The organism is Agromyces sp. NPDC055658, from assembly GCF_053618155.1.
Genome location: NZ_JBSHHD010000007.1, coordinates 40,182 through 59,703 on the forward strand (window position 1 = coordinate 40,182; position 19,522 = coordinate 59,703).

The 19,522-nt window shown below is 73.5% G+C and carries 16 protein-coding genes and 1 pseudogene; 9 read left to right on the forward strand and 8 right to left on the reverse strand.

Going from position 1 to position 19,522, the window contains the following annotated elements; translation table 11 throughout:
• The first annotated feature begins 4 nt into the window (after window positions 1–4).
• On the forward strand, window positions 5–772 hold the full coding sequence (gene map, locus ACWGPE_RS05115) for a type I methionyl aminopeptidase (protein ID WP_231430762.1): 768 nt from the start codon (window positions 5–7) through the stop codon (window positions 770–772).
• 17 nt (window positions 773–789) lie between these two features.
• On the opposite strand, the gene nirD is transcribed toward map, so the two are convergent.
• Window positions 790–1,140 carry a nitrite reductase small subunit NirD gene (nirD, locus tag ACWGPE_RS05120; RefSeq protein WP_231430761.1) on the reverse strand — a complete coding sequence of 117 codons (351 nt, stop codon included), beginning with the start codon at window positions 1,138–1,140 and terminating at the stop codon, window positions 790–792.
• 222 nt (window positions 1,141–1,362) lie between these two features.
• Here nirD and nirB point away from each other — a divergent pair, with 222 nt between their 5' ends.
• The 6 genes and pseudogenes from nirB to ACWGPE_RS05150 all read left to right on the forward strand — a co-directional run bounded on the left by nirB (window position 1,363) and on the right by ACWGPE_RS05150 (window position 11,234).
• Entirely contained in the window at window positions 1,363–3,963 is a 2,601-nt protein-coding gene (gene nirB, locus ACWGPE_RS05125) for a nitrite reductase large subunit NirB (RefSeq protein ID WP_231430760.1), read from the forward strand.
• A pseudogene (gene cobA, locus ACWGPE_RS05130) lies at window positions 3,933–4,733 on the forward strand (uroporphyrinogen-III C-methyltransferase); the annotation flags it as partial. The gene nirB and the pseudogene cobA, both read left to right, overlap by 31 nt.
• Window positions 4,730–5,860 carry a uroporphyrinogen-III synthase gene (locus tag ACWGPE_RS05135; RefSeq protein WP_231430758.1) on the forward strand — a complete coding sequence of 377 codons (1,131 nt, stop codon included), beginning with the start codon at window positions 4,730–4,732 and terminating at the stop codon, window positions 5,858–5,860. The pseudogene cobA and the gene ACWGPE_RS05135, both read left to right, overlap by 4 nt.
• 136 nt (window positions 5,861–5,996) lie before the next feature.
• Window positions 5,997–7,385, forward strand: a complete 1,389-nt coding sequence (locus ACWGPE_RS05140) for an MFS transporter (protein WP_452048281.1) — start codon at window positions 5,997–5,999, stop codon at window positions 7,383–7,385.
• A 10-nt stretch (window positions 7,386–7,395) separates the two neighbouring features.
• Window positions 7,396–9,573, forward strand: a complete 2,178-nt coding sequence (locus ACWGPE_RS05145) for a molybdopterin oxidoreductase family protein (RefSeq protein WP_452048282.1) — start codon at window positions 7,396–7,398, stop codon at window positions 9,571–9,573.
• A complete protein-coding gene (locus tag ACWGPE_RS05150; protein ID WP_275506849.1) occupies window positions 9,570–11,234 on the forward strand; it encodes an FAD-dependent oxidoreductase in 1,665 nt (554 codons plus the stop codon). The genes ACWGPE_RS05145 and ACWGPE_RS05150 overlap by 4 nt, the downstream gene beginning before the upstream one ends.
• 84 nt (window positions 11,235–11,318) lie before the next feature.
• On the opposite strand, the gene ACWGPE_RS05155 is transcribed toward ACWGPE_RS05150, so the two are convergent.
• From ACWGPE_RS05155 to ACWGPE_RS05180, 6 genes are all read right to left on the reverse strand, one after another.
• Window positions 11,319–12,074 carry a sirohydrochlorin chelatase gene (locus ACWGPE_RS05155; RefSeq protein WP_231430754.1) on the reverse strand — a complete coding sequence of 252 codons (756 nt, stop codon included), beginning with the start codon at window positions 12,072–12,074 and terminating at the stop codon, window positions 11,319–11,321.
• Window positions 12,075–12,180: 106 nt separating this feature from the next.
• A complete protein-coding gene (trmD, locus tag ACWGPE_RS05160; RefSeq protein ID WP_452048283.1) occupies window positions 12,181–12,894 on the reverse strand; it encodes a tRNA (guanosine(37)-N1)-methyltransferase TrmD in 714 nt (237 codons plus the stop codon).
• 10 nt (window positions 12,895–12,904) lie between these two features.
• A complete protein-coding gene (gene rimM / locus ACWGPE_RS05165; protein ID WP_452048284.1) occupies window positions 12,905–13,540 on the reverse strand; it encodes a ribosome maturation factor RimM in 636 nt (211 codons plus the stop codon).
• A 1-nt stretch (window position 13,541) separates the two neighbouring features.
• On the reverse strand, window positions 13,542–13,778 hold the full coding sequence (locus ACWGPE_RS05170) for an RNA-binding protein (protein WP_056651189.1): 237 nt from the start codon (window positions 13,776–13,778) through the stop codon (window positions 13,542–13,544).
• Window positions 13,779–13,782: 4 nt separating this feature from the next.
• Complete coding sequence (gene rpsP / locus ACWGPE_RS05175) at window positions 13,783–14,208, reverse strand: 30S ribosomal protein S16 (RefSeq protein WP_231430751.1); 426 nt, start codon at window positions 14,206–14,208, stop codon at window positions 13,783–13,785.
• A gap of 191 nt (window positions 14,209–14,399) precedes the next feature.
• The gene (locus ACWGPE_RS05180; protein WP_275506847.1) at window positions 14,400–15,890 is read right to left on the reverse strand and encodes an aminopeptidase P family protein; all 1,491 of its coding nucleotides are present in this window, start codon (window positions 15,888–15,890) and stop codon (window positions 14,400–14,402) included.
• A 74-nt stretch (window positions 15,891–15,964) separates the two neighbouring features.
• Between ACWGPE_RS05180 and ACWGPE_RS05185 the strand changes: the two genes are divergently transcribed.
• Complete coding sequence (locus ACWGPE_RS05185; protein WP_231430749.1) at window positions 15,965–16,906, forward strand: ornithine cyclodeaminase family protein; 942 nt, start codon at window positions 15,965–15,967, stop codon at window positions 16,904–16,906.
• On the forward strand, window positions 16,906–17,889 hold the full coding sequence (locus ACWGPE_RS05190; protein WP_275506845.1) for a proline racemase family protein: 984 nt from the start codon (window positions 16,906–16,908) through the stop codon (window positions 17,887–17,889). Before ACWGPE_RS05185 ends, ACWGPE_RS05190 begins: the two co-directional genes overlap by 1 nt.
• A gap of 116 nt (window positions 17,890–18,005) precedes the next feature.
• On the opposite strand, the gene ACWGPE_RS05195 is transcribed toward ACWGPE_RS05190, so the two are convergent.
• The gene (locus ACWGPE_RS05195) at window positions 18,006–19,505 is read right to left on the reverse strand and encodes an aldehyde dehydrogenase (NADP(+)) (protein ID WP_231430747.1); all 1,500 of its coding nucleotides are present in this window, start codon (window positions 19,503–19,505) and stop codon (window positions 18,006–18,008) included.
• Window positions 19,506–19,522: the final 17 nt, after the last annotated feature.

The following is a 19,522-nucleotide window of genomic DNA, read 5'->3' on the forward strand; positions in this document are numbered from 1 at the left end:
GACCGTGATCGAACTGAGGACCCCCGCCGAGATCGAGGAGATGCGGCCCGCCGGCCGCTTCGTCGCGAGCGTCATCGAGGCGACGTCGAAGGCCGCGGCCGTCGGCGTCAACCTGCTCGAGCTCGACGCGCTCGCGCACGAGATGATCCGCAAGGCCGGAGCGGAGAGCTGCTACATCGACTACCACCCGTCGTTCGGCGCGAGTCCGTTCGGCAAGGTCATCTGCACCTCGGTGAACGACGCGGTGCTGCACGGGCTCCCCCGCGACTACAAGCTGCGCGACGGCGACCTGCTGAGCCTCGACTTCGCCGCCTCGGTGAACGGCTGGGTCGCCGACTCGGCGCGATCGATCGTCGTCGGCACCCCTCGCGACGAGGATCTGCGGCTCATCGACTCGACGGAGCGCGCGCTCGCCGCCGGCATCGCCGCCGCGCGTCCCGGCAACCGCATCGGCGACATCTCCCGGGCGATCGGCGACGTCGCGAAGGCGTCGGGCTACCGCGTCAACACCGACTTCGGGGGGCACGGCGTCGGCCGCACCATGCACGGCGACCCGCACATCCCGAACAGCGGGCGCCCGGGTCGCGGGCTTCCCCTCAAGCCCGGCCTCGTGATCGCGATCGAGCCGTGGTGGCTCGAGACGACCGACGAGATCTTCACCGATCCCGACGGCTGGACGCTCCGCAGTGCCGACGGCTCGCGCGGCGCGCACTCGGAGCACACGATCGCCGTCACCGACGGCGACCCGATCGTGCTCACGCAGCGCGGCTGAACCGACGGCGTACAGGTTCACACGTCGAGCTCGACCTCGATCATGCCTCCGACGATCCGGGTGCGGTAGGTGCGAAGCGCGAGCGAGCCGTCGGTGAAGCACTCCCCCGTGCCGAGGTCGTAGACCTCCTTGTGCAGCGGCGAGGCGATCGTCGGGCGCTCGCCCCGCGACCCCACGATGCCGCGCGCCATCACGGGTGCGCCCGTGTGCGGATCGTGGTGGTCGACGGCGTAGACCTCGCGATCGTCGAGCAGGACCAGGGCGATCTGGCGAGACCCGTGCAGTGCGACCTCGCCCCAGCCCGGCTCGAGGTCGTCGACGCCGCAGGTCCGCACCCAGGCGACCCTCGACTCGATCGTCGTCGACATGGCGGCTCCTCTCCTCGGCGGCGCTCGGGGCGCCGGCGCGTGCGTCCGACGCTAGCGGCCGCCTGTTTCGACGATCCTCCCGTCGCCGTTACACCCGCATGACGTCCGCCTCACACCCGGCGACCGGGCGCGTGCGGCGCCGGTGCGCCGAGGTTACCCCGCCGTAACAGCCCCGAAACCGCCCCCACCTACGCTCGCCTCATCCGAGCCCGGGGAGGCAGCATGACCGAGAACAGCCGTGCCGCGGTGCGCGACGTCGTCATCGTCGGCGGCGGGCCCGCGGCCCATCGCCTCGCCGACAGCCTGCACGCCCGCGACGCCGACCACGCGCTGCGCGTCACCGTCGTCGGCGAAGAACGCCATGCGCCGTACGACCGGGTCGCGCTCAGCACCCGGCTCGCGGATGCCGCGACGGACCTCACCCTCGAACCGAGCGCGATGTGGGATGACGGCCGCGTCGAGCTCGTCGTGGGCGACCGGGTCGTCGACGTCGACGCCTCGGCGCGCACCGCGACGACCTCGAGCGGCCTGGTCCTGCCGTGGGACGAGCTCGTGCTCGCGACGGGTTCGAGCGCACCGGTTCCCGACCTCCCCGGGGCCGAGCACGCCCGCGTGTACCGCACGATCGACGACGTCGACGCGCTCGTCGCCGAGACCGCGGCGATCGCCCGGGAGCGAGGCAGGCCCGCCCAGGTCGTCGTCGCAGGCGGCGGGCTGCTCGGCCTCGAGGCCGCGGGCGGGCTCGCCGGGCTCGGCGCGCACACGGCCGTCGTGCACTCGGGCGGCTGGCTCATGTCGGCCCAGCTCGACGAGGGCGCGGGACGCGCACTCGGCCGCATCATGGCGGGCCAGGGCATCGGCCTGCACCTCGGCACCCGCCCGGCGGCGGTCGTCGTCGAGCACGGTTCGGTGGTCGGCGTCGAGCTCGCGAACGGGCGTCGCATCGACTGCGACGTGATCGTCTTCGCGATCGGCATCACCCCGCGCGACGAGCTCGCCCGCGACCTCGGCCTCGAGCTCGGCCCGCGCGGCGGCGTCGCCGTCGACACCTCGTGCGCGACGTCCCTGCCGAACGTCTGGGCCATCGGCGAGGTGGCGAGCTTCGACGGGCGGTGCACGGGTCTCGTCGCCCCGGCGAACGCCATGGCGGAGGTCGTCGCCGACCGGCTGCTCGGCGGGACCGCGGAGTTCACGACGGTCGACGACGCGACCAAGCTCAAGCTCTCGGGCGTCGACGTCGCGAGCTTCGGCGACGCCCTCGCGCGAACCGAGCACGCACTCGAGATCGTCTACGCCGACCCCGCTCGCGGGCTGTACCAGAAGCTCGTCATGACCGACGACGCGAAGACGCTGCTCGGCGGCGTGTTCGTCGGCGACGCGGCTCCGTACTCCTCGCTCCGGCCGCTGCTCGGCACGGAGCTCTCGGCCGAACCCGCGGCCTACCTGTCGGCAGCCGGCGTCGAGCCGCCCGCCGGCGACGAGCTGCCGGACGGCGCGCTCGTCTGCGCCTGCAACAACGTCGCCGCGGGCACGATCCGCGGCGCGGTCGCCGGCGACGATCACGTGCCGGGCTGCACCGACCTCGGCGAGCTCAAGGCGTGCACCCGGGCCGGCACGCAGTGCGGCTCCTGCGTGCCGCTCGTGAAGAAGCTGCTCGAGTCGGAGCTCGTGAAGTCGGGCGTGACCCCGTCGCGCGCGCTGTGCGAGCACTTCGACCTGAGCCGGCAGGAGCTCTTCGAGTCGATCCGAGTGCTCGGGCTCACGTCGTTCGACGAGATCGTCGAGCGGCTCGGCACCGGCCGGGGGTGCGACGTCTGCAAACCGGTGATCGCGTCGATCCTCGCCACCCAGCACGGCTCGTACATCCTCGACGGCGGCCGCGGAGCACTGCAGGACACCAACGACCGGGCGATGGCGAACATGCAGAAGGACGGCACCTACTCGGTCGTCCCCCGCATCCCCGCCGGCGAGGTCACTCCTGAGAAGCTCGCGGTCATCGCCGAGGTGGCGATGGAGTTCGGCCTGTACACGAAGATCACCGGCGGCCAGCGCATCGACCTGTTCGGCGCACGGCTCGACCAGCTGCCCGACATCTGGCGCCGGCTCGTCGACGCCGGCTTCGAGTCGGGGCAGGCGTACGGCAAGGCACTGCGCAACGTGAAGAGCTGCGTCGGCTCGACCTGGTGCCGCTACGGCGTGCAGGATTCGGTGGCCATGGCGGTCCGCCTCGAACTGCGCTACCGCGGTCTCCGCTCCCCGCACAAGCTCAAGTTCGGCGTCTCGGGGTGCGCCCGCGAGTGCGCGGAGGCGCGCGGCAAGGACGTCGGCGTGATCGCGACCGACGCGGGCTGGAACCTCTACGTCGGCGGCAACGGCGGCTTCCAGCCGGCGCACGCGCAGCTGCTCGCGAGCGACCTCGACGACGAGACGCTCATCCGGTACATCGACCGGTACCTGATGTACTACATCCGCACCGCCGACCGCCTGCAGCGGACCGCCCGCTGGATGGAGGACCTCGAGGGCGGGATCGGCCACGTGCGCGAGGTCGTCGTCGACGACTCGCTCGGCCTCGCAGCAGAACTGGAAGCCGCGGTCGGCGCGCACGTCGAGCACTACGAGGACGAGTGGGCGGCGACCCTCGCCGACCCCGAGCGGCTCCGGCGCTTCCGCTCGTTCGTCAACGCCCCCGGCACCCCCGACCCGTCTATCGCCCGGGTACCGGAACGGGACCAGTTCCGCCCGGCGACCCCCGAGGAGCGCGCCGACGGGCGGGCGGTGCTCGTCTCGGGGGCGCGCATCCCCGTGCGGGAGGGCGCACGATGACCGGCCGGGTGACGCTCGTCGGCGGGGGCCCGGGCGCCGTCGACCTGCTGACGCTGCGCGCCGCGCGTGCGCTCGCCGACGCCGATGTCGTGCTCTACGACCGGCTGGCTCCGCACGACGAGCTCGCAGCTCTCGCGCCGGGGGCGCTGCTCGTCGATGTCGGGAAGCGCCCGGGCCACCACGCCGTGCCTCAGCACGAGATCGAGGCGATGCTCGTCGGCCACGCGGCATCCGGCGCCCACGTCGTCCGACTGAAGGGCGGCGATCCCTACGTGCTCGGCCGCGGCGGCGAGGAGGTGCTCGCCTGCCATGCCGCGGGCATCCCCGTCGACGTGGTGCCCGGCGTCACGAGTGCGATCTCGGTGCCGGCGGCCGCCGGCATCCCGCTCACGCACCGCGGGGTGAGCCACGCATTCACCGTCGTGTCGGGTCACGCCCCGCTCGCCGACGACGAGCTGCGCCACCTCGCAGGGCTCGGCGGCACGATCGTCGTCCTCATGGGCATCGGCACGCTGCCGTCGCTCGCGGCCGGCCTCGCGAGGCACGGACTCCCGGCACGGCATCCCGTCGCCGTCGTGGAACGCGGCTGCACCCCGGCGCAGCGGACGACGCTCGGCACGCTCGGCGACATCGTGCAGGCGGCGGCACGGGCCCGGGTCGCCTCACCCGCCGTCGTGGTCGTCGGCGAGGTCGTGCGCCTCGCGCACGACGGCGACGCGAGCGCCGCCGAGCTCATGGAGCGCGCCGCCCGCTGGTCGGTGGTCGCATGACGGATGCCTCGGACTGCGCGCCGGGCTTCCGGCCCGACCAGCTCGCCGGATTCCGGATCGGCGTGACGAGCGACCGCCGCGCGGGCGACCTGATCGACGCCCTCGCACGACGGGGCGCCCAGGTGCTGCACGCACCGACGCTGCGCATGGCGAACGCGGTCTCCGACGATCCCGTGATCGCCGACACCAGGGCGATCATCGCCGCACGCCCCGACGTGCTGCTCGCCACGACCGCGTACGGGGTGCGGCGCTGGTTCGAGGTCGCCGATGCCGCTGGGCTCGGCGAGGACCTCGTCGAGGCGCTCTCCGCGACCGACATCCTCGTGCGCGGGCCGAAGGCGCGCGGCGGCATCCGCGCCGCGGGCCTCGGCGACGTGGGGATGAGCGCCGAGGAGACGACCGAGTCGCTCGTCGACGAGGTGCTCGAACGCTATCCGCCGGGTCTCACCGTCGCGGTGCAGCTGCACGGCTTCCTGCAGCCGTTCCAGCTCGAACGGCTGCACGAGGCGCACGCCCGCGTGCTCACGGTCGAGCCGTACCGCTGGGTGGAGACCGACGCCGACGACGACCGCGTCGACCGGCTCATCGACGCGGCCTGCTCGGGCGGGCTCGACTGCATCACCTTCACGAGCGCGCCGGCGGTGCACGCGCTCTTCGGCGCCGCTGAGGCGCGCGGGCGGTACGACGAGCTCGTCGACGCGATGTGCGGTCCCGTCGTCGCCGCGGCCGTCGGTCCCGTGACCGCCGCCCCGCTCGAGGATGCCGGCATCACCCCGATCACGCCGGAGCGCTACCGGATGGGCGCACTCATCCGCCTCGTGTGCGAGCACCTCGAGCAGTCGCGCGTCATCCGCCTCGACACCCGGCACGGGCCGCTCGAGCTCCGCGGCTCGATGCTCGACATCCACGATCGACGAGTGCCGCTCGCCCCCGTCGCGCTCGCGCTGCTGCGCGCGCTCGTCCTCGCCCACGGCGCGGTCGTCGCACGCGACCGCCTGGCATCCGGCCTGCCCGGCACGACCGACCCGCACGCGCTCGAGGTCGCGCTCAGCCGCCTGCGCCGCACCATCGGCGTTCCCGGACTCATCACGACCGTCGTCAAGCGCGGCTACCGGATCGACGTCTGATGACCGCCCTCACACGTCGCCGCCGCGCGGGTGAGCAGGTGGAGACGCAGCGTTCACGACCGCAGCGACCGGTCGAAACACCCGCTCACTAGCGTCGACGTCACGAACCCCGACCGCGACCGCAACGGAGGCCCCGATGACCGACACCGTGAGCACCGAACCGCACTCGACCCAGAGCCCGACCGCTGCGCAGCCCGCACCGGACCTCGTCACCCGGCCCGGCCGGTGGATCGACGGCTGGGACCCCGAGGATGCGGTGCAGTGGGCGTCGCAGGGGCGCAGCATCGCCCGCCGCAACCTGCGCTGGTCGATCTTCGCCGAGTTCCTCGGCTTCGTGGTGTGGCAGCTCTGGTCGATCGTCGCGGTCGCGCTGCCGGATGCGGGGTTCGTGCTCTCGACGAGCGAGGTGTTCTGGCTCATCTCGATTCCGAGCCTCGTCGGCGCGACCCTGCGCATCCCCTACTCGTTCCTCGTGCCGAGGTTCGGCGGACGCAACTGGACGATCGTCTCGGCCGGGCTGCTCCTCGTGCCGACGATCGCGCTCGCCGTCTGCGTCGTGAACCCGGCGACGCCGTTCCCCGTGCTCCTCGCCGCCGCGGCGCTCGCCGGGTTCGGCGGCGGCAACTTCGCGAGCTCCATGGCGAACATCACGTACTTCTACCCGCAGCGCGAGAAGGGCTGGGCGCTCGGCCTCAACGCCGCGGGCGGCAACCTCGGCGCCGCGGTCGCGCAGTTCGCCGTGCCCGTCATCATCACGATCGGCGCCGGCGCGACCCTGCAACTGCCGCTCGCCGGCTGGATCTGGGTGCCGCTCATCGTCGTGGCGATGATCGGCGCCTGGCGCCGCATGGACAACCTCTCGAACGCGAAGGCCGACCTCGCCGGCTCGGCGGCCGCCCTCAAGGAGCCGCACCTCTGGTTGCTCTCTTCGCTCTACATCGGCACGTTCGGTTCGTTCATCGGCTTCGCGAGCGTGTTCCCGAAGCTCATCGCGGACCAGTTCCCCGCGTTCTCGACCTTCGCGGTCGGCGGCGCGTCGGTCTCCCTCGCCTTCCTCGGGGCGCTCGTGGGGTCGCTCGCCCGTCCCTTCGGCGGCCGGCTCGCCGACCGGTTCGGCGGGGCCCGCATCACGATGTGCGCCTTCGCGGCCATGGGTGCCATCACCCTCGTCGTCGTCGCGGTCGTGCCCGCGGCCGGCTTCTGGTCGTTCCTCGGGCTGTTCCTCCTGCTGTTCGCCGCGGCCGGCATCGGCAACGGCTCGACGTATCGCATGGTGCCGGTCGTCTTCGCGCTCCGCGCCTCCGGCGACGACGCCGCCCGTCGCCGGAAGGCGGCGGCGGCGCTCGGCCTCATCTCGGCGATCGGCGCGTACGGCGGCTTCCTCATCCCGCAGGCCCTGAACCTCTCGTTCCAGACGACGGGCGGCTACTCGGCGGCGTTCCTCGGATTCGTCGCCGCCTACGCCGGGCTCCTCCTCCTGACCGCCCTCGTCTACGTGCGTCCGCTTCGTTCGCACCGGGTGTGAGGAACCCGCGATGCCGACAGCCGCCGCCGACACCCACTGCCCGTACTGCGCGCTGCAGTGCGCCATGACCCTCACCGCGGCGGATGCCTCGCGGTCGGCCGCGCCCCCGACGACCGAGCCGATCGCGCCGGTCATCGTCGCCGGCCGCGAATTCCCGACGAACCGCGGTGGCCTGTGCAAGAAGGGCTGGACCTCGCCCGAGCTGCTCCGCTCGCCCTCGCGACTGCTCGCCCCGCTCGTGCGCGGCGCCGACGGCGGGCTCCACGAGGCGAGCTGGGAGGAGGCACTCGATCTCGTCGCGACACGGCTCCGAGGCATCCGCGATCGGTACGGGGCCGACGCCGTGGGCGTCTTCGGCGGCGGCGGGCTGACGAACGAGAAGGCGTACCAGCTCGGCAAGTTCGCGAGGCTCGCGCTCGGCACGAGCCGCATCGACTACAACGGCCGGTACTGCATGTCGTCGGCCGCCGCAGCGGGCAACCGCGCATTCGGCGTCGACCGCGGCCTGCCGTTCCCGCTCGAGGACCTCGACGCGGCCGACACCGTGCTGCTGCTCGGCACGAACGTCGCCGCGACGATGCCGCCGTTCATCGGACACCTGGCGGGTGCGCAGGCCGCCGGCGGGCTCGTCGTGGTCGATCCCCGGCGCACCGCGACCGCGCGGCTGACCGATGACGGCCGCGGGGCGCACCTGCAGCCGGCTCCGGGCACCGACCTCGTGCTGCTGCTCGGACTCGCGCACATCGTGATCGCCGAGGGGCTCGCCGACACCCGCTACCTCGAGCGCCGGACCGCGGGGTACGACGCCGTGCGCCGCAGCGTCGCGAGCTGGTGGCCCGCGCGCGTGCAATCGGTCACGGGGGTTCCCACCGCGATGCTGCGCGATCTCGCCCGCCGGCTCGCCGCGGGCGGTCGCACGTTCATCCTCACCGGGCGAGGCGTCGAACAGCACGTCGACGGCACCGACACCGCGACCGCCGCGATCAACCTCGCCCTGCTGCTCGGGCTGCCGGGACGACCGGGCAGCGGCTACGGCACGCTCACCGGGCAGGGCAACGGCCAGGGCGGCCGCGAGCACGGCCAGAAGTGCGACCAGCTGCCCGGCTATCGCAAGATCACCGACCCTGCGGCGCGCGAGCACGTCGCCCGGGTGTGGGGCGTCGAGCCCGACGAGATCCCGGGCCCGGGCGTGCCGGCGGTCGAGCTGCTGCAGTCGCTCGGGCGGGCCGGCGGCGTCCGGGCCCTGCTCGTGCACGGCTCGAACCCCGTCGTCTCTTCGCCGAACGCCGCAGCCGTGCGCGACGGGCTCGCGGCGCTCGACCTCCTCGTCGTGTGCGACTTCGTCCCGTCCGAGACGGCCGCGCTCGCCGACGTCGTACTGCCCGTGCTGCAGTGGGCCGAGGAGGAGGGCACGATGACCTCGCTCGAGGGCAGGGTGCTCCGCCGGAGGCGCGCCCTCGACCCGCCCCAGGGCGTGCGCGACGAGCTCTGGGTGCTTGCGGAGCTCGCCCGCCTGCTGGGCCGCCGCACCGGCTTCGCCACGGAGCCCGAGACCGTCTTCGACGAACTGCGGCGCGCATCCGAGGGCGGCATCGCCGACTACTCGGGCATCGACTACGCGAGCCTCGACCGGGGCGAGCCGGCGTACTGGCCCTACCCGCGCGGCGGCACATCGACACCGCGCCTGTTCACCGAGCGCTTCGCGCACCCCGACGGCCTCGCCCGCCTCGTCGCGGTCGCCCCCCGCGCGGGCGCCCGGCCGGCGCCGGCACCCGACGAGCTCACGCTCGTCACGGGTCGGCTGCTCGAGCACTACCAGAGCGGTGCGCAGACGCGCCGGGTTCCCGAGCTGCTCACCGCGCAGCCCGTCCTCGTCGCGTCGCTGCACCCGGCCACCGCCCTGCGGCTCGGCGTCGCCGACGGCGAGATCGTCGCCATCGAGAACTCCCGCGGCCGCGTCCGATGCCGCGCCGCGATCACCACCGACGTCCGCGTCGAGTGCGTGTTCCTGCCGTTCCACTTCGGCGACGACCAGGCCGCGAACCTGCTCACCTCCGACGCCGTCGACCCGATCTCCGCGATGCCGGAATTCAAGACCAATCACGTGCGGGTCACCCGCGTCGCACCGCGCGTCGGCGCGACGACCGCGCGGGACGATCGCCTCGAAGAGCACGGAGCCGTCGCATGAGCCCACCTCACCGCATCGTCCTCATCGGATACGGCCCGGTCGGCGCCCGCTTCGTCGACGAACTGCTCCCCGCCGTCGCCGAGGGCGTGCTCGAGCTCACGGTCATCGGCGGCGAAGACGTCGAGGCGTACAACCGGGTGCTGGTCGCCGAGTACGCCGTCGGCGCCACCGAGCTCGGTGCGATGACCATCGGCGACCGCGACGCCGCCGAAGCCGCCGGCGCCCGCGTGCTGCTCGGGGTCTCCGCACGCGCGATCCACCGCGACGCGAGGACGGTCGAGCTCTCGACGGGCGAGTTCGTGCCGTACGACCGGCTCGTGCTGGCGACGGGCGCCCGGGCCAACGTGCCGACGCTCGACGGCGTCGACCGGCCGCGACGCGACCTCACGTCGCTCGAGCGGCACGGCGCCGCGCTCGTCGGTCGTGACGGCGACCTGCCGGCCGGCGTCACGACGCTCCGCGACCTCGACGACGCCGAACGGGTGCTCGCCACGGTACGTGAGCGCAAGCGGATCATCGTGCTCGGCGCCGGCGTGCTCGGACTCGAGCTCGCGCTCGCGGCCGCGCACGCCGGAGCCGAGGTCTGCGTCGTGCACCACGGTCAGCACCCGATGCCGCGCAACCTCGATCGCGGAGGCGGACTCGTGCTCCGGGCAGCTCTCCGCCGAAGCGGGATCGCGGTCGTCGCGAACTCCCGCGCCGAGGCGATCGGATTCCGCGGAGCGGACGACGAGCGCCGATTCGACCGGCTGATCACCGCCGACGGCAAGGAGCTCCGCGGCGACCTCCTCGTGCTCTCGTGCGGTGTGAGCCCGCGCAACGAGCTCGCGACGCTCGCCGGCCTGCGCACCGCGGTCGGCATCGTCGTGCACCCGTCACTGCAGACGTGGACCGACCCGGCGATCCACGCGATCGGCGACTGCGCGCAGATCGCCGACTCGGCCGGGCACGGCTCCGACCGGATCGTCCCGGGCGCCCCCGCCGGCCTCATCGGCCCGGGATGGCGCCAGGCGGCCTGGCTCGCCGGTCGCTTCGTCGCGGCGGCGCGCTCGGCCCGATCGTCCGATCTGGCGCCGCTCGGGGCCGTCCCGGCCGCGCCGGGGTCGCCGCCCATCGCCGCCGACGAGGCGCTCGCGCCGGAACGCGAACCCATCGTCATGCTGAAGGCCGAGCACCTCGACGTGGTCGCCGTGGGCGACGTGTCGGCCGACCCGTGGGACGACGACCGCGAACGCCCGCGTCGGCGGGTGGCCCAGTGGGCCGACCCGGAGCACGACCGATACGTCAAAATGGTCACCGAGGACGGCGTGCTCACGGCCTTCGCGAGCGTCGGGATGCCGCGCACCGCCGCCGAGCTCACGCTGCTGTTCGAACGACGGGCCGAGCTGCCCGCCGACCGCTCGCTGCTGCTGCGCCTCGACGGCCCCGACGACGACCCGAGCACCGGTTCGGCTGGGCTCGCCCCCGCCGCGACGGTGTGCTGGTGCAACGGGGTCACGGCCGGGCGCATCGCCGAGTCGGCGGCCTGCGGCAACGCCACCGTCGATGCGATCGGGCGCGACACCCGTGCCGGCACGGGCTGCGGTGGTTGTCGCGGCCGGATCGCGGAGCTGCTCGCCCGCGCGTTCGAGGCCGACGACGCACCGAGCCGGGCCGGCTGACGGCGGACCGTGCGGTCACCGGTGCGAGCGGCCCGGCCCACGCGCACCGTCGGCCCGAGCAGGTGCGGCGGAGCGCTGCCCGAGTCAGGCCCCGGGTAGGGTGTCGGGCCGGGTCTCGTCGAAGCGGGCGAGCACCAGGTCGACGAGCTCGGCCGGCGCCGACGCGTCGGGTGTGAGCAGCGCATCGGCGACGACGTCCGCGCCGGAGGTCAGGATCGCGTCGTAGAACTGCCCGGGCGCGAGCAGGTAGGGCCCGACGACCACGCGCCGGCCGCGGTGCAGCTCGCGGATCATCTCGATCGCGTCGCGCAGCCGCGGCAGCCCCGCGGCGATGAAACCGACCGTGACGGGCCGACCGAGTCGCAGCCCGAGCCGGCGGGCGGTCTCGAAGCACTCGCGCACCGCCCGCGGGTCGTTCGAGCCGGCGGCGGCGAGCACGACGACGTCGTCGTCGTCGAGCCCGGTCCGGTCGAGTCGCCTCGCGAGCACGTCGACGATGCGATCGTCGGGACCGAGCCCGGCGGCCAGCCCGGCGTGCGATCGCGAGTGGGCGATGCCGAGCTCGAGCCCCGTTCGCACGTGGAATCCGGCTGAGAGGACGAGCGGCACGATGACCGCGCCCTCATCGCGGTCGGCGACGAGCTCGATCGGCTCTCGAGCGCGGGCGTCGATGAAGGCGATCGACACGTCGAGTGCCGGGCGCGACGAGGCCACGGCGTCGACGAGCCGGATGATGGCCGCTCGGTTCGCCGACGTCGGCCGGCCGTGCGTCACCGCGACCAGTCGCAGGCTGCGGGTCGATGCCCGCATCGCGGGCGAACCCGCACTCGTGACGGCCATGTTCGAACCCCGCCTCCCGCGGGGATCAGGGCACCCGCGGCTTCGACGGTAGGAAGGCGGTGTTACGCGGACGCGTTCCGGGTGTTTCGAACGGGTGAAGAACGGCTCACGCGTCGCCGTCGGCGCCATCGCCTCCGGCGAGCAGCTCGGGTCGGACCCGGCGGGTGCGCTCGAGCTGCTGCTCGTGACGCCAGGCGGCGACCGCGCCGTGGTTGCCCGATCGCAGCACCGGCGGCACCTCGAGTCCTCGCCACTCGGCGGGCTTGGTGTAGCTCGGGTACTCGAGGAGCCCGTTCTCGTGCGACTCCTCGACGAGCGACTCGGGGTTGCCGACGACGCCGGGCACGAGACGGCCCGCCGCCTCGATCATCGCCATCACCGCGACCTCGCCGCCGTTGAGCACGTAGTCGCCGAGCGAGATGAGCCGCACCCGCATGCGCGTCGAATAGTGGTCGACGACGCGTTGGTCGATGCCCTCGTACCGCCCGCACGCGAAGACGACGTGCGGCTCGGCCGCGAGCTCGCGAGCGAGCTGCTGCGTGAACGGCTCGCCCGCAGGCGACGGCACGACGAGCAGCGCATCGGACTCGCCCTCGCCGACGATCGCGTCGAGTGCCTCGCCCCACGGCTCGGGCTTCATGACCATGCCCGCGCCGCCGCCGTACGGCGTGTCGTCGACGGTGCGGTGCCGGTCGTGCGTGTGGTCTCGCAGGTCGTGCGCGGTGATCTCGAGCAGGCCCGACTCCCGCGCACGACCGAGCAGCGAGAGATCGAGCACCGAGAAGAACTCGGGGAAGATCGTGACGATGTCGACGCGCACGGACCCGCTCCTACGCGCGGGGCTCGTCGCCGGCGGCGGGCTCGTCGCCGGGCAGCCCGGCGCCGGCGTCGGCCGACTCGTCGGCCGAGGCATCCTGCTGCCCCGTCTCGGGGATCTCCTCGAAGAGCCCGGCCGGCGGGGTCACCGTGAGCGTGCCGGCTTCGAGGTCGACCTCGGGCACGATCGCGGAGACGAACGGCACCATGACCTCGCCGCCCGCGGTCTTGACGATGAGCAGGTCCTGCGCGGGGAGGTGGTCGACATGGACGACCTCGCCGATGCGCTCGCCGTCGCGGACGACCGCGAGCCCGACGAGCTGGTGGTCGTACCACGCGTCGGGCTCGGCCGCCTCGTCGTCGGCGTGCTCGACCCAGAGGATCGCCTTGATGAGGGTCTCGGCCGCGGTGCGGTCGTCGACACCCTCGAAGAACCCGACGGGGTGCCCGTTGTACCAGCGGAGCTCGCGCAGCACGAGGTGCTTGCCGTGCCAGGGCGATTCCTTCGGCACCTGCAGCGAGAACTCGGCCCCGGGCGTGAAACGTCGCTCGGGGTCGTCGGTGTAGAGCTCGAGCTTGATCGCGCCCTTCAGGCCGTGCGCCTTCGTGAGGCGACCGACCCGGAGCTGCGACTTCGGTGCTTCGGCCACGTCAGTCGTCGGTGTCGACGACGTCGACCCGCACGCGGCGGCCGTCGGCGAGCGCCGTGACGAGCGTGCGGAGGGCCTTTGCGGTGCGACCGGCCCGGCCGATGACACGGCCGAGGTCCTCGGGGTTCACGTGAACCTCGAGGACCTCGCCGCGTGCGCTCGACGCGGAGACGACCTTCACATCGTCAGGGTGATCGACGATCCCCTTGACGAGGTGTTCGAGCGCGGACTGGAGCAAGGCCTTACGCCTCGTCCGTCGCGGTCTCCGCAGCCTCGGCCTCGGCCTCGGCGGGCTCCTCGGCCTTGGGGGCCGGCTTCTCGGCCTTGGGCTTCAGCACCGGCTTCTTCTTCTCGTCGGCGACGAACTCGGCCTTGGCGTCCTTCGTCTGCACCTTCGAGACGGCGTTCTCGTCGCCCTTGAACTTGCCCCAGTCGCCCGTGAGCTTGAGGATGGCGAGCACCTGCTCGGTCGGCTGCGCGCCGACGCCGAGCCAGTACTGCGCGCGGTCGGAGTCGACCTCGATGAACGAGGGCTGCTCGGTGGGGTGGTACTTGCCGATCTCCTCGATCACACGACCGTCGCGCTTGGTGCGCGAGTCGGCGACGACGATGCGGTAGTACGGCGCACGGATCTTGCCGAGACGCTTGAGACGGATCTTGACAGCCACGATTCTCCTGAATGTGTAGAAAGGTTGAACCGATCGCCTGGAGCGTGGGGTGCACACCCGGCGGAAGCTCGAAATGGTCGGACCGCGGCCTGATAGAGGGTCGGGCGGCGATCCAACCCCCTATTCTGCCAGATCGGGGCGGATGCCGCGAACCGGCGCCGCACGGTCGGCGGAGCCGATCCCGCGACGTGTCAGCGGAGCCCGGCCATCCACGCCTCGATGCCCGCGGCGTCGATCGGGAGCCCGCGCGAGAGCACCTCGCCGCCGTCGGCGGTCACGACGACGTCGTCCTCGAGCCGCACGCCGAGCCCGCGGAGCTCGGGCGGGACCGTCTCGTCGAAGGCGTGGAAGTAGAGCCCGGGTTCGACGGTGAGCGCCATGCCCGGCCGCATCTTCGCGCCCTGGTACGCCGCGTGGCTCGCGGCCGAGCAGTCGTGCACGTCGATGCCGAGGTGGTGGCCGACGCCGCACACGATGTATCGGCGATGCTGCTGCCCCTCTGGCGAGAGCGCCTCGTCCACCGAGACCGGCAGGAGGCCCCAGTCGGCGAGCCCCCGGGCGAGCACCTCCATGCACGCCGTGTGGAAGTCGGCCCAGTCACGACCCGGCCCGACGGCTGCGAGCCCCGCGCGGTGGGAGGCCTCGACGAGGTCGTGCACCTCGCGCTGGGCGGTCGAGAACGAGCCCGACGCGGGCAGCGTGCGGGTGACATCGGCCGTGTAGCCCGACCGGCGCTCGACGCCGAGGTCGAGCAGCAGCAGCGCCTCGGGGTCGACGTCGCCCTCAGCGCGCACCCAGTGCAGGACGGGCGCGTGGGCGCCGGATCCGACGATCGAGGCGTACCCCGTGCCCGCACCGAAGGTGCGCGCGTACCGGTCGAACGTGCCCTGCAGCCATCGCTCGCCACCGCGGCGCACCGCGGCCGGGATCTCGAACGCTGTGGCCGCGAAGCCGTCGACCGTGGTGTCGACCGCGGCGCGCAGCTCGGCGAGCTCCCAGTCGTCCTTCACCATGCGGAGTTCGGCCAGTACGCGCGCGAGCTCGCCCGACCGCGGGTGAGCGGCGATCGCGGCACCCGGACCCGTCGTCGGAGGCGTGCCGGCGAGGAGGGCGCCGCTCGGCAGGTCGAGCTCCTCGATGCGCCGCGTGCGCACGCCGAGCACGTCGGCGTACTCGGCGAGGCCGGCCATCGGGCCGACCCACAGCTCACCCCGCAGCGGGTCGGCGAAGAAGCCCTCGTCGCCCGGGCGGAAGGGCGACGGCAGGTAGAGCGTCGCATCGTGGCCGCCGCCCGCCGGTTCGAGCACGAGCACGGCGTCCTCCACCCCCGCACCGACGAGCCAGAGGAAGTCGCTGTCGGCGCGGAACTCGTGCGCGTTGTCGTTGACGCGCATCGGCGCCCGGCCGGCCGCGATCGCGATCACCCGTCCCCCGGCGGCCGCCGAGAGCCGCTCGCGGTGCCGTGCTGCGGCGGCGGGCGCGCCGGAGGGGATGACGGGCGTGCGGTCGGCGTCGGCCCAGCCGCGCTGCATGAACTCGCGGAATCCGGGCGACCCGGCAAGGCGCGGCATCCGCGGATCGGGCTCGGGCGCCTGCGGCATCGAGCGCGCGGGCCCGGGCGCCGCGCCGGCCTCGGTGCGATCGACGGGGTTGATCGTGGCGGCGCCTTCGTCGGCGTGCATGTCCGCTCCTTCTGCGCTGCTTCGCGCGCTCGCATCGAGGTGATGTATTACGCATCACATAGTAGGCTTGGTGCATGTCCGATGTCATCGCCGCCATGCGGATCCTCGATGCCGCCGCGCTCCGCGCGCGCATCGACATGCCCCGCGCCGTCCGAGCCCTGCAGGCCGCGCTTCGCGCCGGGTTCGATCCCGACGACGACCCGCCCCGATCGATCGTCGACGTGCGGCACGGGCAGCTCCTGCTCATGCCTGCCGACCTCGGCCGCTACGCGGGCCAGAAGCTCGCGACCGTCGCTCCCTCGAATCCCGCCCGAGGGCTCGAGCGCATCCAGGCGGTCTACGTCGTGCTCGACGCCGAGAGCCTCACCCCCGTCGCGCTCCTCGACGGCACCGAGCTCACGAGCCTGCGCACGCCCGCGATGTCGGCGGCGATGCTCGACCTCGTCGCCGAGCCCGACGCGACGAGCCTCGTGGTGTTCGGCACCGGTCCGCAGGGCATCCGCCACGTCGAGGCGATGCGCGCGATCCGGCCGATCGAACGCGTGCGCTTCATCGGCCGCGATCGGGCGAAGGCGCTGCGCGCGGTGGCCGAGTGCGCGGCATCCGGGCTCGACATCGCCGTCGGCGACGCCGGCGACGTGGCCGAGGCCGACCTCGTCGTCTGCGCGACGACCGCACGCGAGCCGCTCTTCGACGCCGACCTCGTGCGCGACCGCGCCGCACTCGTCGCCGTCGGCTCGCACGAGCGAGGCGTGCGCGAGCTGCCCGGCGAGCTGCTCGGTCGGGCGCAGGTGATCGTCGAGACCGACCGGGTCGCCCGCACCGAGGCGGGCGACGTCATCATGGCGTTCGACGAGGGGCACCTCTCCCCCGCCGATATCGTGCCGATGGCACGCATCGCGACCGGCGTCGTGGAGGTCGCGCACGACCGGCCCCGCGTCGTCAAGACGTGCGGCATGGGATGGCAGGACCTCGCGGTCGCACAGGCCGCGCTCGACGGAGACGGAGGCGCGTGATGCGGTGGACCACCGAGGACTGGCACACGGCGGGCGAGCCGTTCCGCATCGTCGAGGGCGTCGCGACCGAGGGCGCGACGGTCGCCGAACGACGCGTGCACGCCATGGCCGGCGAACCCGACCGGGTGCGCCGGTTCCTCTGCCTCGAGCCGCGCGGCCACGACGACATGTACGGCGGGTTCGTCACCCCGCCCGACGATGACGGCGCCGACTTCGGCGTGCTGTTCTGGCACAAGGACGGGTTCTCGACCGCATGCGGGCATGGCACGATGGCGCTCGGCGCGTGGGCCGTCGCGACGGGGCGGGTCTCCGCGCCCGACGACGGCGAGGCGATCGTCACCATCGACGTGCCGAGCGGGCGGGTGCAGGCGCGCGTGCAGCGCTCCGCGGGCGTCACCACCGGGGTCGTGTTCCGCAACGTCGCCTCCCGCGTGCTCGCACGAGGCATCCCGCTCACGACGAGCCGCGGCGACGTCGAGGTCGACCTCGTCTTCGGCGGCGCCGTCTACGCGACGCTGCCGGCCGCATCGCTCGGCCTCGAGGTCGCGCCCGCGCACACGACCGAGCTCATCCGCCTCGGCCGCGAGATCAAGTGGGCCCTGAACGACCACCCGGCCGCGCAGCTCGACGACGACCGGCTCTCGGGCGTCTACGGCACGATCCTCGTCGACGACCTGGGCCGCACCGACGAAGGCCCGTGGCAGCGCAACGTCACGGTCTTCGCCGACGGCGAGGTCGACCGCAGCCCGTGCGGTTCGGGCACCGCCTCGCGGGTCGCATTCCTCGCGGAGACGGGTGCGCTCGCCGACGGCGAGACGCTCACGCACGACTCGATCATCGGCACGCGGTTCCTCGCGCGGGTGGCCGCTCGCACCGAGGGCGGGGTCGTCCCCGAGGTCACCGGGCAGGCGTACCGGGTCGGCCGCTGCGAGTTCGAGCTCGACCCCGCCGACCCGCTCGCCGACGGCTTCAGCCTGCGCTGACGCCTTCCCGCACCCATCAGGCGGCGCGAGTCGTTGGAAACAGCCCTTCCTCACGCGTCGAAGGACCGTTTCCAGCGACTGCACGGGCTCCAGCGGCGGTCGACGTGCAGGCCCGGTCAGTGCGAGCCCGTGAGGCTTCCCCACTCGGCGGACCGGCCCGCCGCGCTGCGGCGCTGCGGCACGCCCCACGGGTTTTCGTCGCGGAGCGGTGCCGGCAGCAGCGCCTGCGGCGCGTTCTGGTAGGCGACGCCGCGGAGGAACCGCGTGATCGCCGCGGTCCCGACGCTCGTCGCGTCGCTCGTCGTCGCCGGGTACGGGCCGCCGTGCTGCATCGCGCTCGTCACCGACACCCCCGTCGGCCATCCGCCGAAGAGCACCCGGCCGCTCGTCTCGGCGAGGGCGTCGACGAGGTCGGCGAGCCCGCCGCCGGAGAGCTCGGCGTCGCTCGCGTGCAGCGTCGAGGTGAGGTTGCCCGGGAACAGCTCGCGCTGCACGTCGGGCAGCTCGCCGGCGTCGTCGTAGCGCACGATGATCGAGAGCGGGCCGAACGACTCCTCGAGCAGCTCGTCGCGGTGCGCGCGCAGGGTGTCGAGGTCGACCTCGACCACCGTCGGCGTCGCGAAGCGCTGCTCGGCGTCGTCGACGCGGACGGCGCCCTCGGCGAGCACGGCGACACCGGGCGCGCCGAGGACGGCACTCCGGCGCTCCTCGAACGCCCGGCCGATGCCGGGGTTCAGCAGCCGATGCTCGGACACCGAGGCGGCGGTGTCGCCGACCGCACCGAGCTCGGCCTCGCGCGGCACGAAGAGGAATCCGGGCTTCGTGCAGAGCTGGCCCGCCGAGCCCGAGACCGACGTGAGGAAGCCCTGCAGCAACTCGGGGTCGCCCGCGACGGCGCCCGCCGTCGCATAGACCGGGTTCACGCTGCCGAGCTCGCCGTAGAACGGGATCGGACGCGGGCGCGACGCCGCGATGTCGGCGAGGAGGCGCCCGACGTGCGTGGACCCGGTGAAGGCACCGGCGCGGATGCGGTCGTCCTTCAGGAGCTCGACGCCGGCCTGCTGCCCCGCCACGACCTGGAAGACGCCGTCGGGCATGCCGGCGGTCGCGAGTGCCTCGGCGACGATCTCGCCCGTGCGGCGGGAGAGCTCGGGGTGACCCGAGTGCGCCTTCACGATGAGCGGGCAGCCGGCCGCGAGGGCTGCGGCCGAGTCGCCGCCGGCCACCGAGAAGGCGAACGGGAAGTTCGATGCGGCGAAGTTCAGCACGGGGCCGACCGGCTCGAGCACGCGCCGCACGTCGGGGCGCGGGCCGATGACGTAGGCGGGATCGGCGTCGTCGATGCGGGCGTCGAGGTAGCCGCCGTCGACGATCACCTCGGCGAAGAGTCGCAGCTGGTTCGTGGTGCGACGCACCTCGCCGGTGAGCCGGGCCTCGGTCAGGCCGGTCTCGCGCATCGCGATGGCGATGAGCTCGGGGCCGGCCGCATCGAGCGCGTCGGCGACCGCGACGAGCGCCGCGGCCCTGGCGCGCGGGTCGGTCTCGGCGAAGGGGCGGGCGGCGCGGGCCGCGCGGGCGGCGACGGCGTCGGTGTCGACGTCGGAAGCGGTGGTCATCAGGAGGTCCTCCAGGT

Excerpts from the sequence above, each read along its gene's own strand:
- ACWGPE_RS05180 (WP_275506847.1), bottom strand. The coding sequence starts at position 15,890 with ATGCACGCCGACGAAGGCGCCGCCACGATCAACCCCGTCGATCGCACC.
- ACWGPE_RS05145 (WP_452048282.1), top strand. The coding sequence starts at position 7,396 with ATGCCGACAGCCGCCGCCGACACCCACTGCCCGTACTGCGCGCTGCAG.
- ACWGPE_RS05195 (WP_231430747.1), bottom strand. The coding sequence starts at position 19,505 with ATGACCACCGCTTCCGACGTCGACACCGACGCCGTCGCCGCCCGCGCG.
- ACWGPE_RS05185 (WP_231430749.1), top strand. The coding sequence starts at position 15,965 with ATGTCCGATGTCATCGCCGCCATGCGGATCCTCGATGCCGCCGCGCTC.
- ACWGPE_RS05155 (WP_231430754.1), bottom strand. The coding sequence starts at position 12,074 with ATGGCCGTCACGAGTGCGGGTTCGCCCGCGATGCGGGCATCGACCCGC.
- ACWGPE_RS05190 (WP_275506845.1), top strand. The coding sequence starts at position 16,906 with ATGCGGTGGACCACCGAGGACTGGCACACGGCGGGCGAGCCGTTCCGC.
- nirB (WP_231430760.1), top strand. The coding sequence starts at position 1,363 with ATGACCGAGAACAGCCGTGCCGCGGTGCGCGACGTCGTCATCGTCGGC.
- ACWGPE_RS05140 (WP_452048281.1), top strand. The coding sequence starts at position 5,997 with ATGACCGACACCGTGAGCACCGAACCGCACTCGACCCAGAGCCCGACC.
- ACWGPE_RS05135 (WP_231430758.1), top strand. The coding sequence starts at position 4,730 with ATGACGGATGCCTCGGACTGCGCGCCGGGCTTCCGGCCCGACCAGCTC.
- nirD (WP_231430761.1), bottom strand. The coding sequence starts at position 1,140 with ATGTCGACGACGATCGAGTCGAGGGTCGCCTGGGTGCGGACCTGCGGC.
- ACWGPE_RS05150 (WP_275506849.1), top strand. The coding sequence starts at position 9,570 with ATGAGCCCACCTCACCGCATCGTCCTCATCGGATACGGCCCGGTCGGC.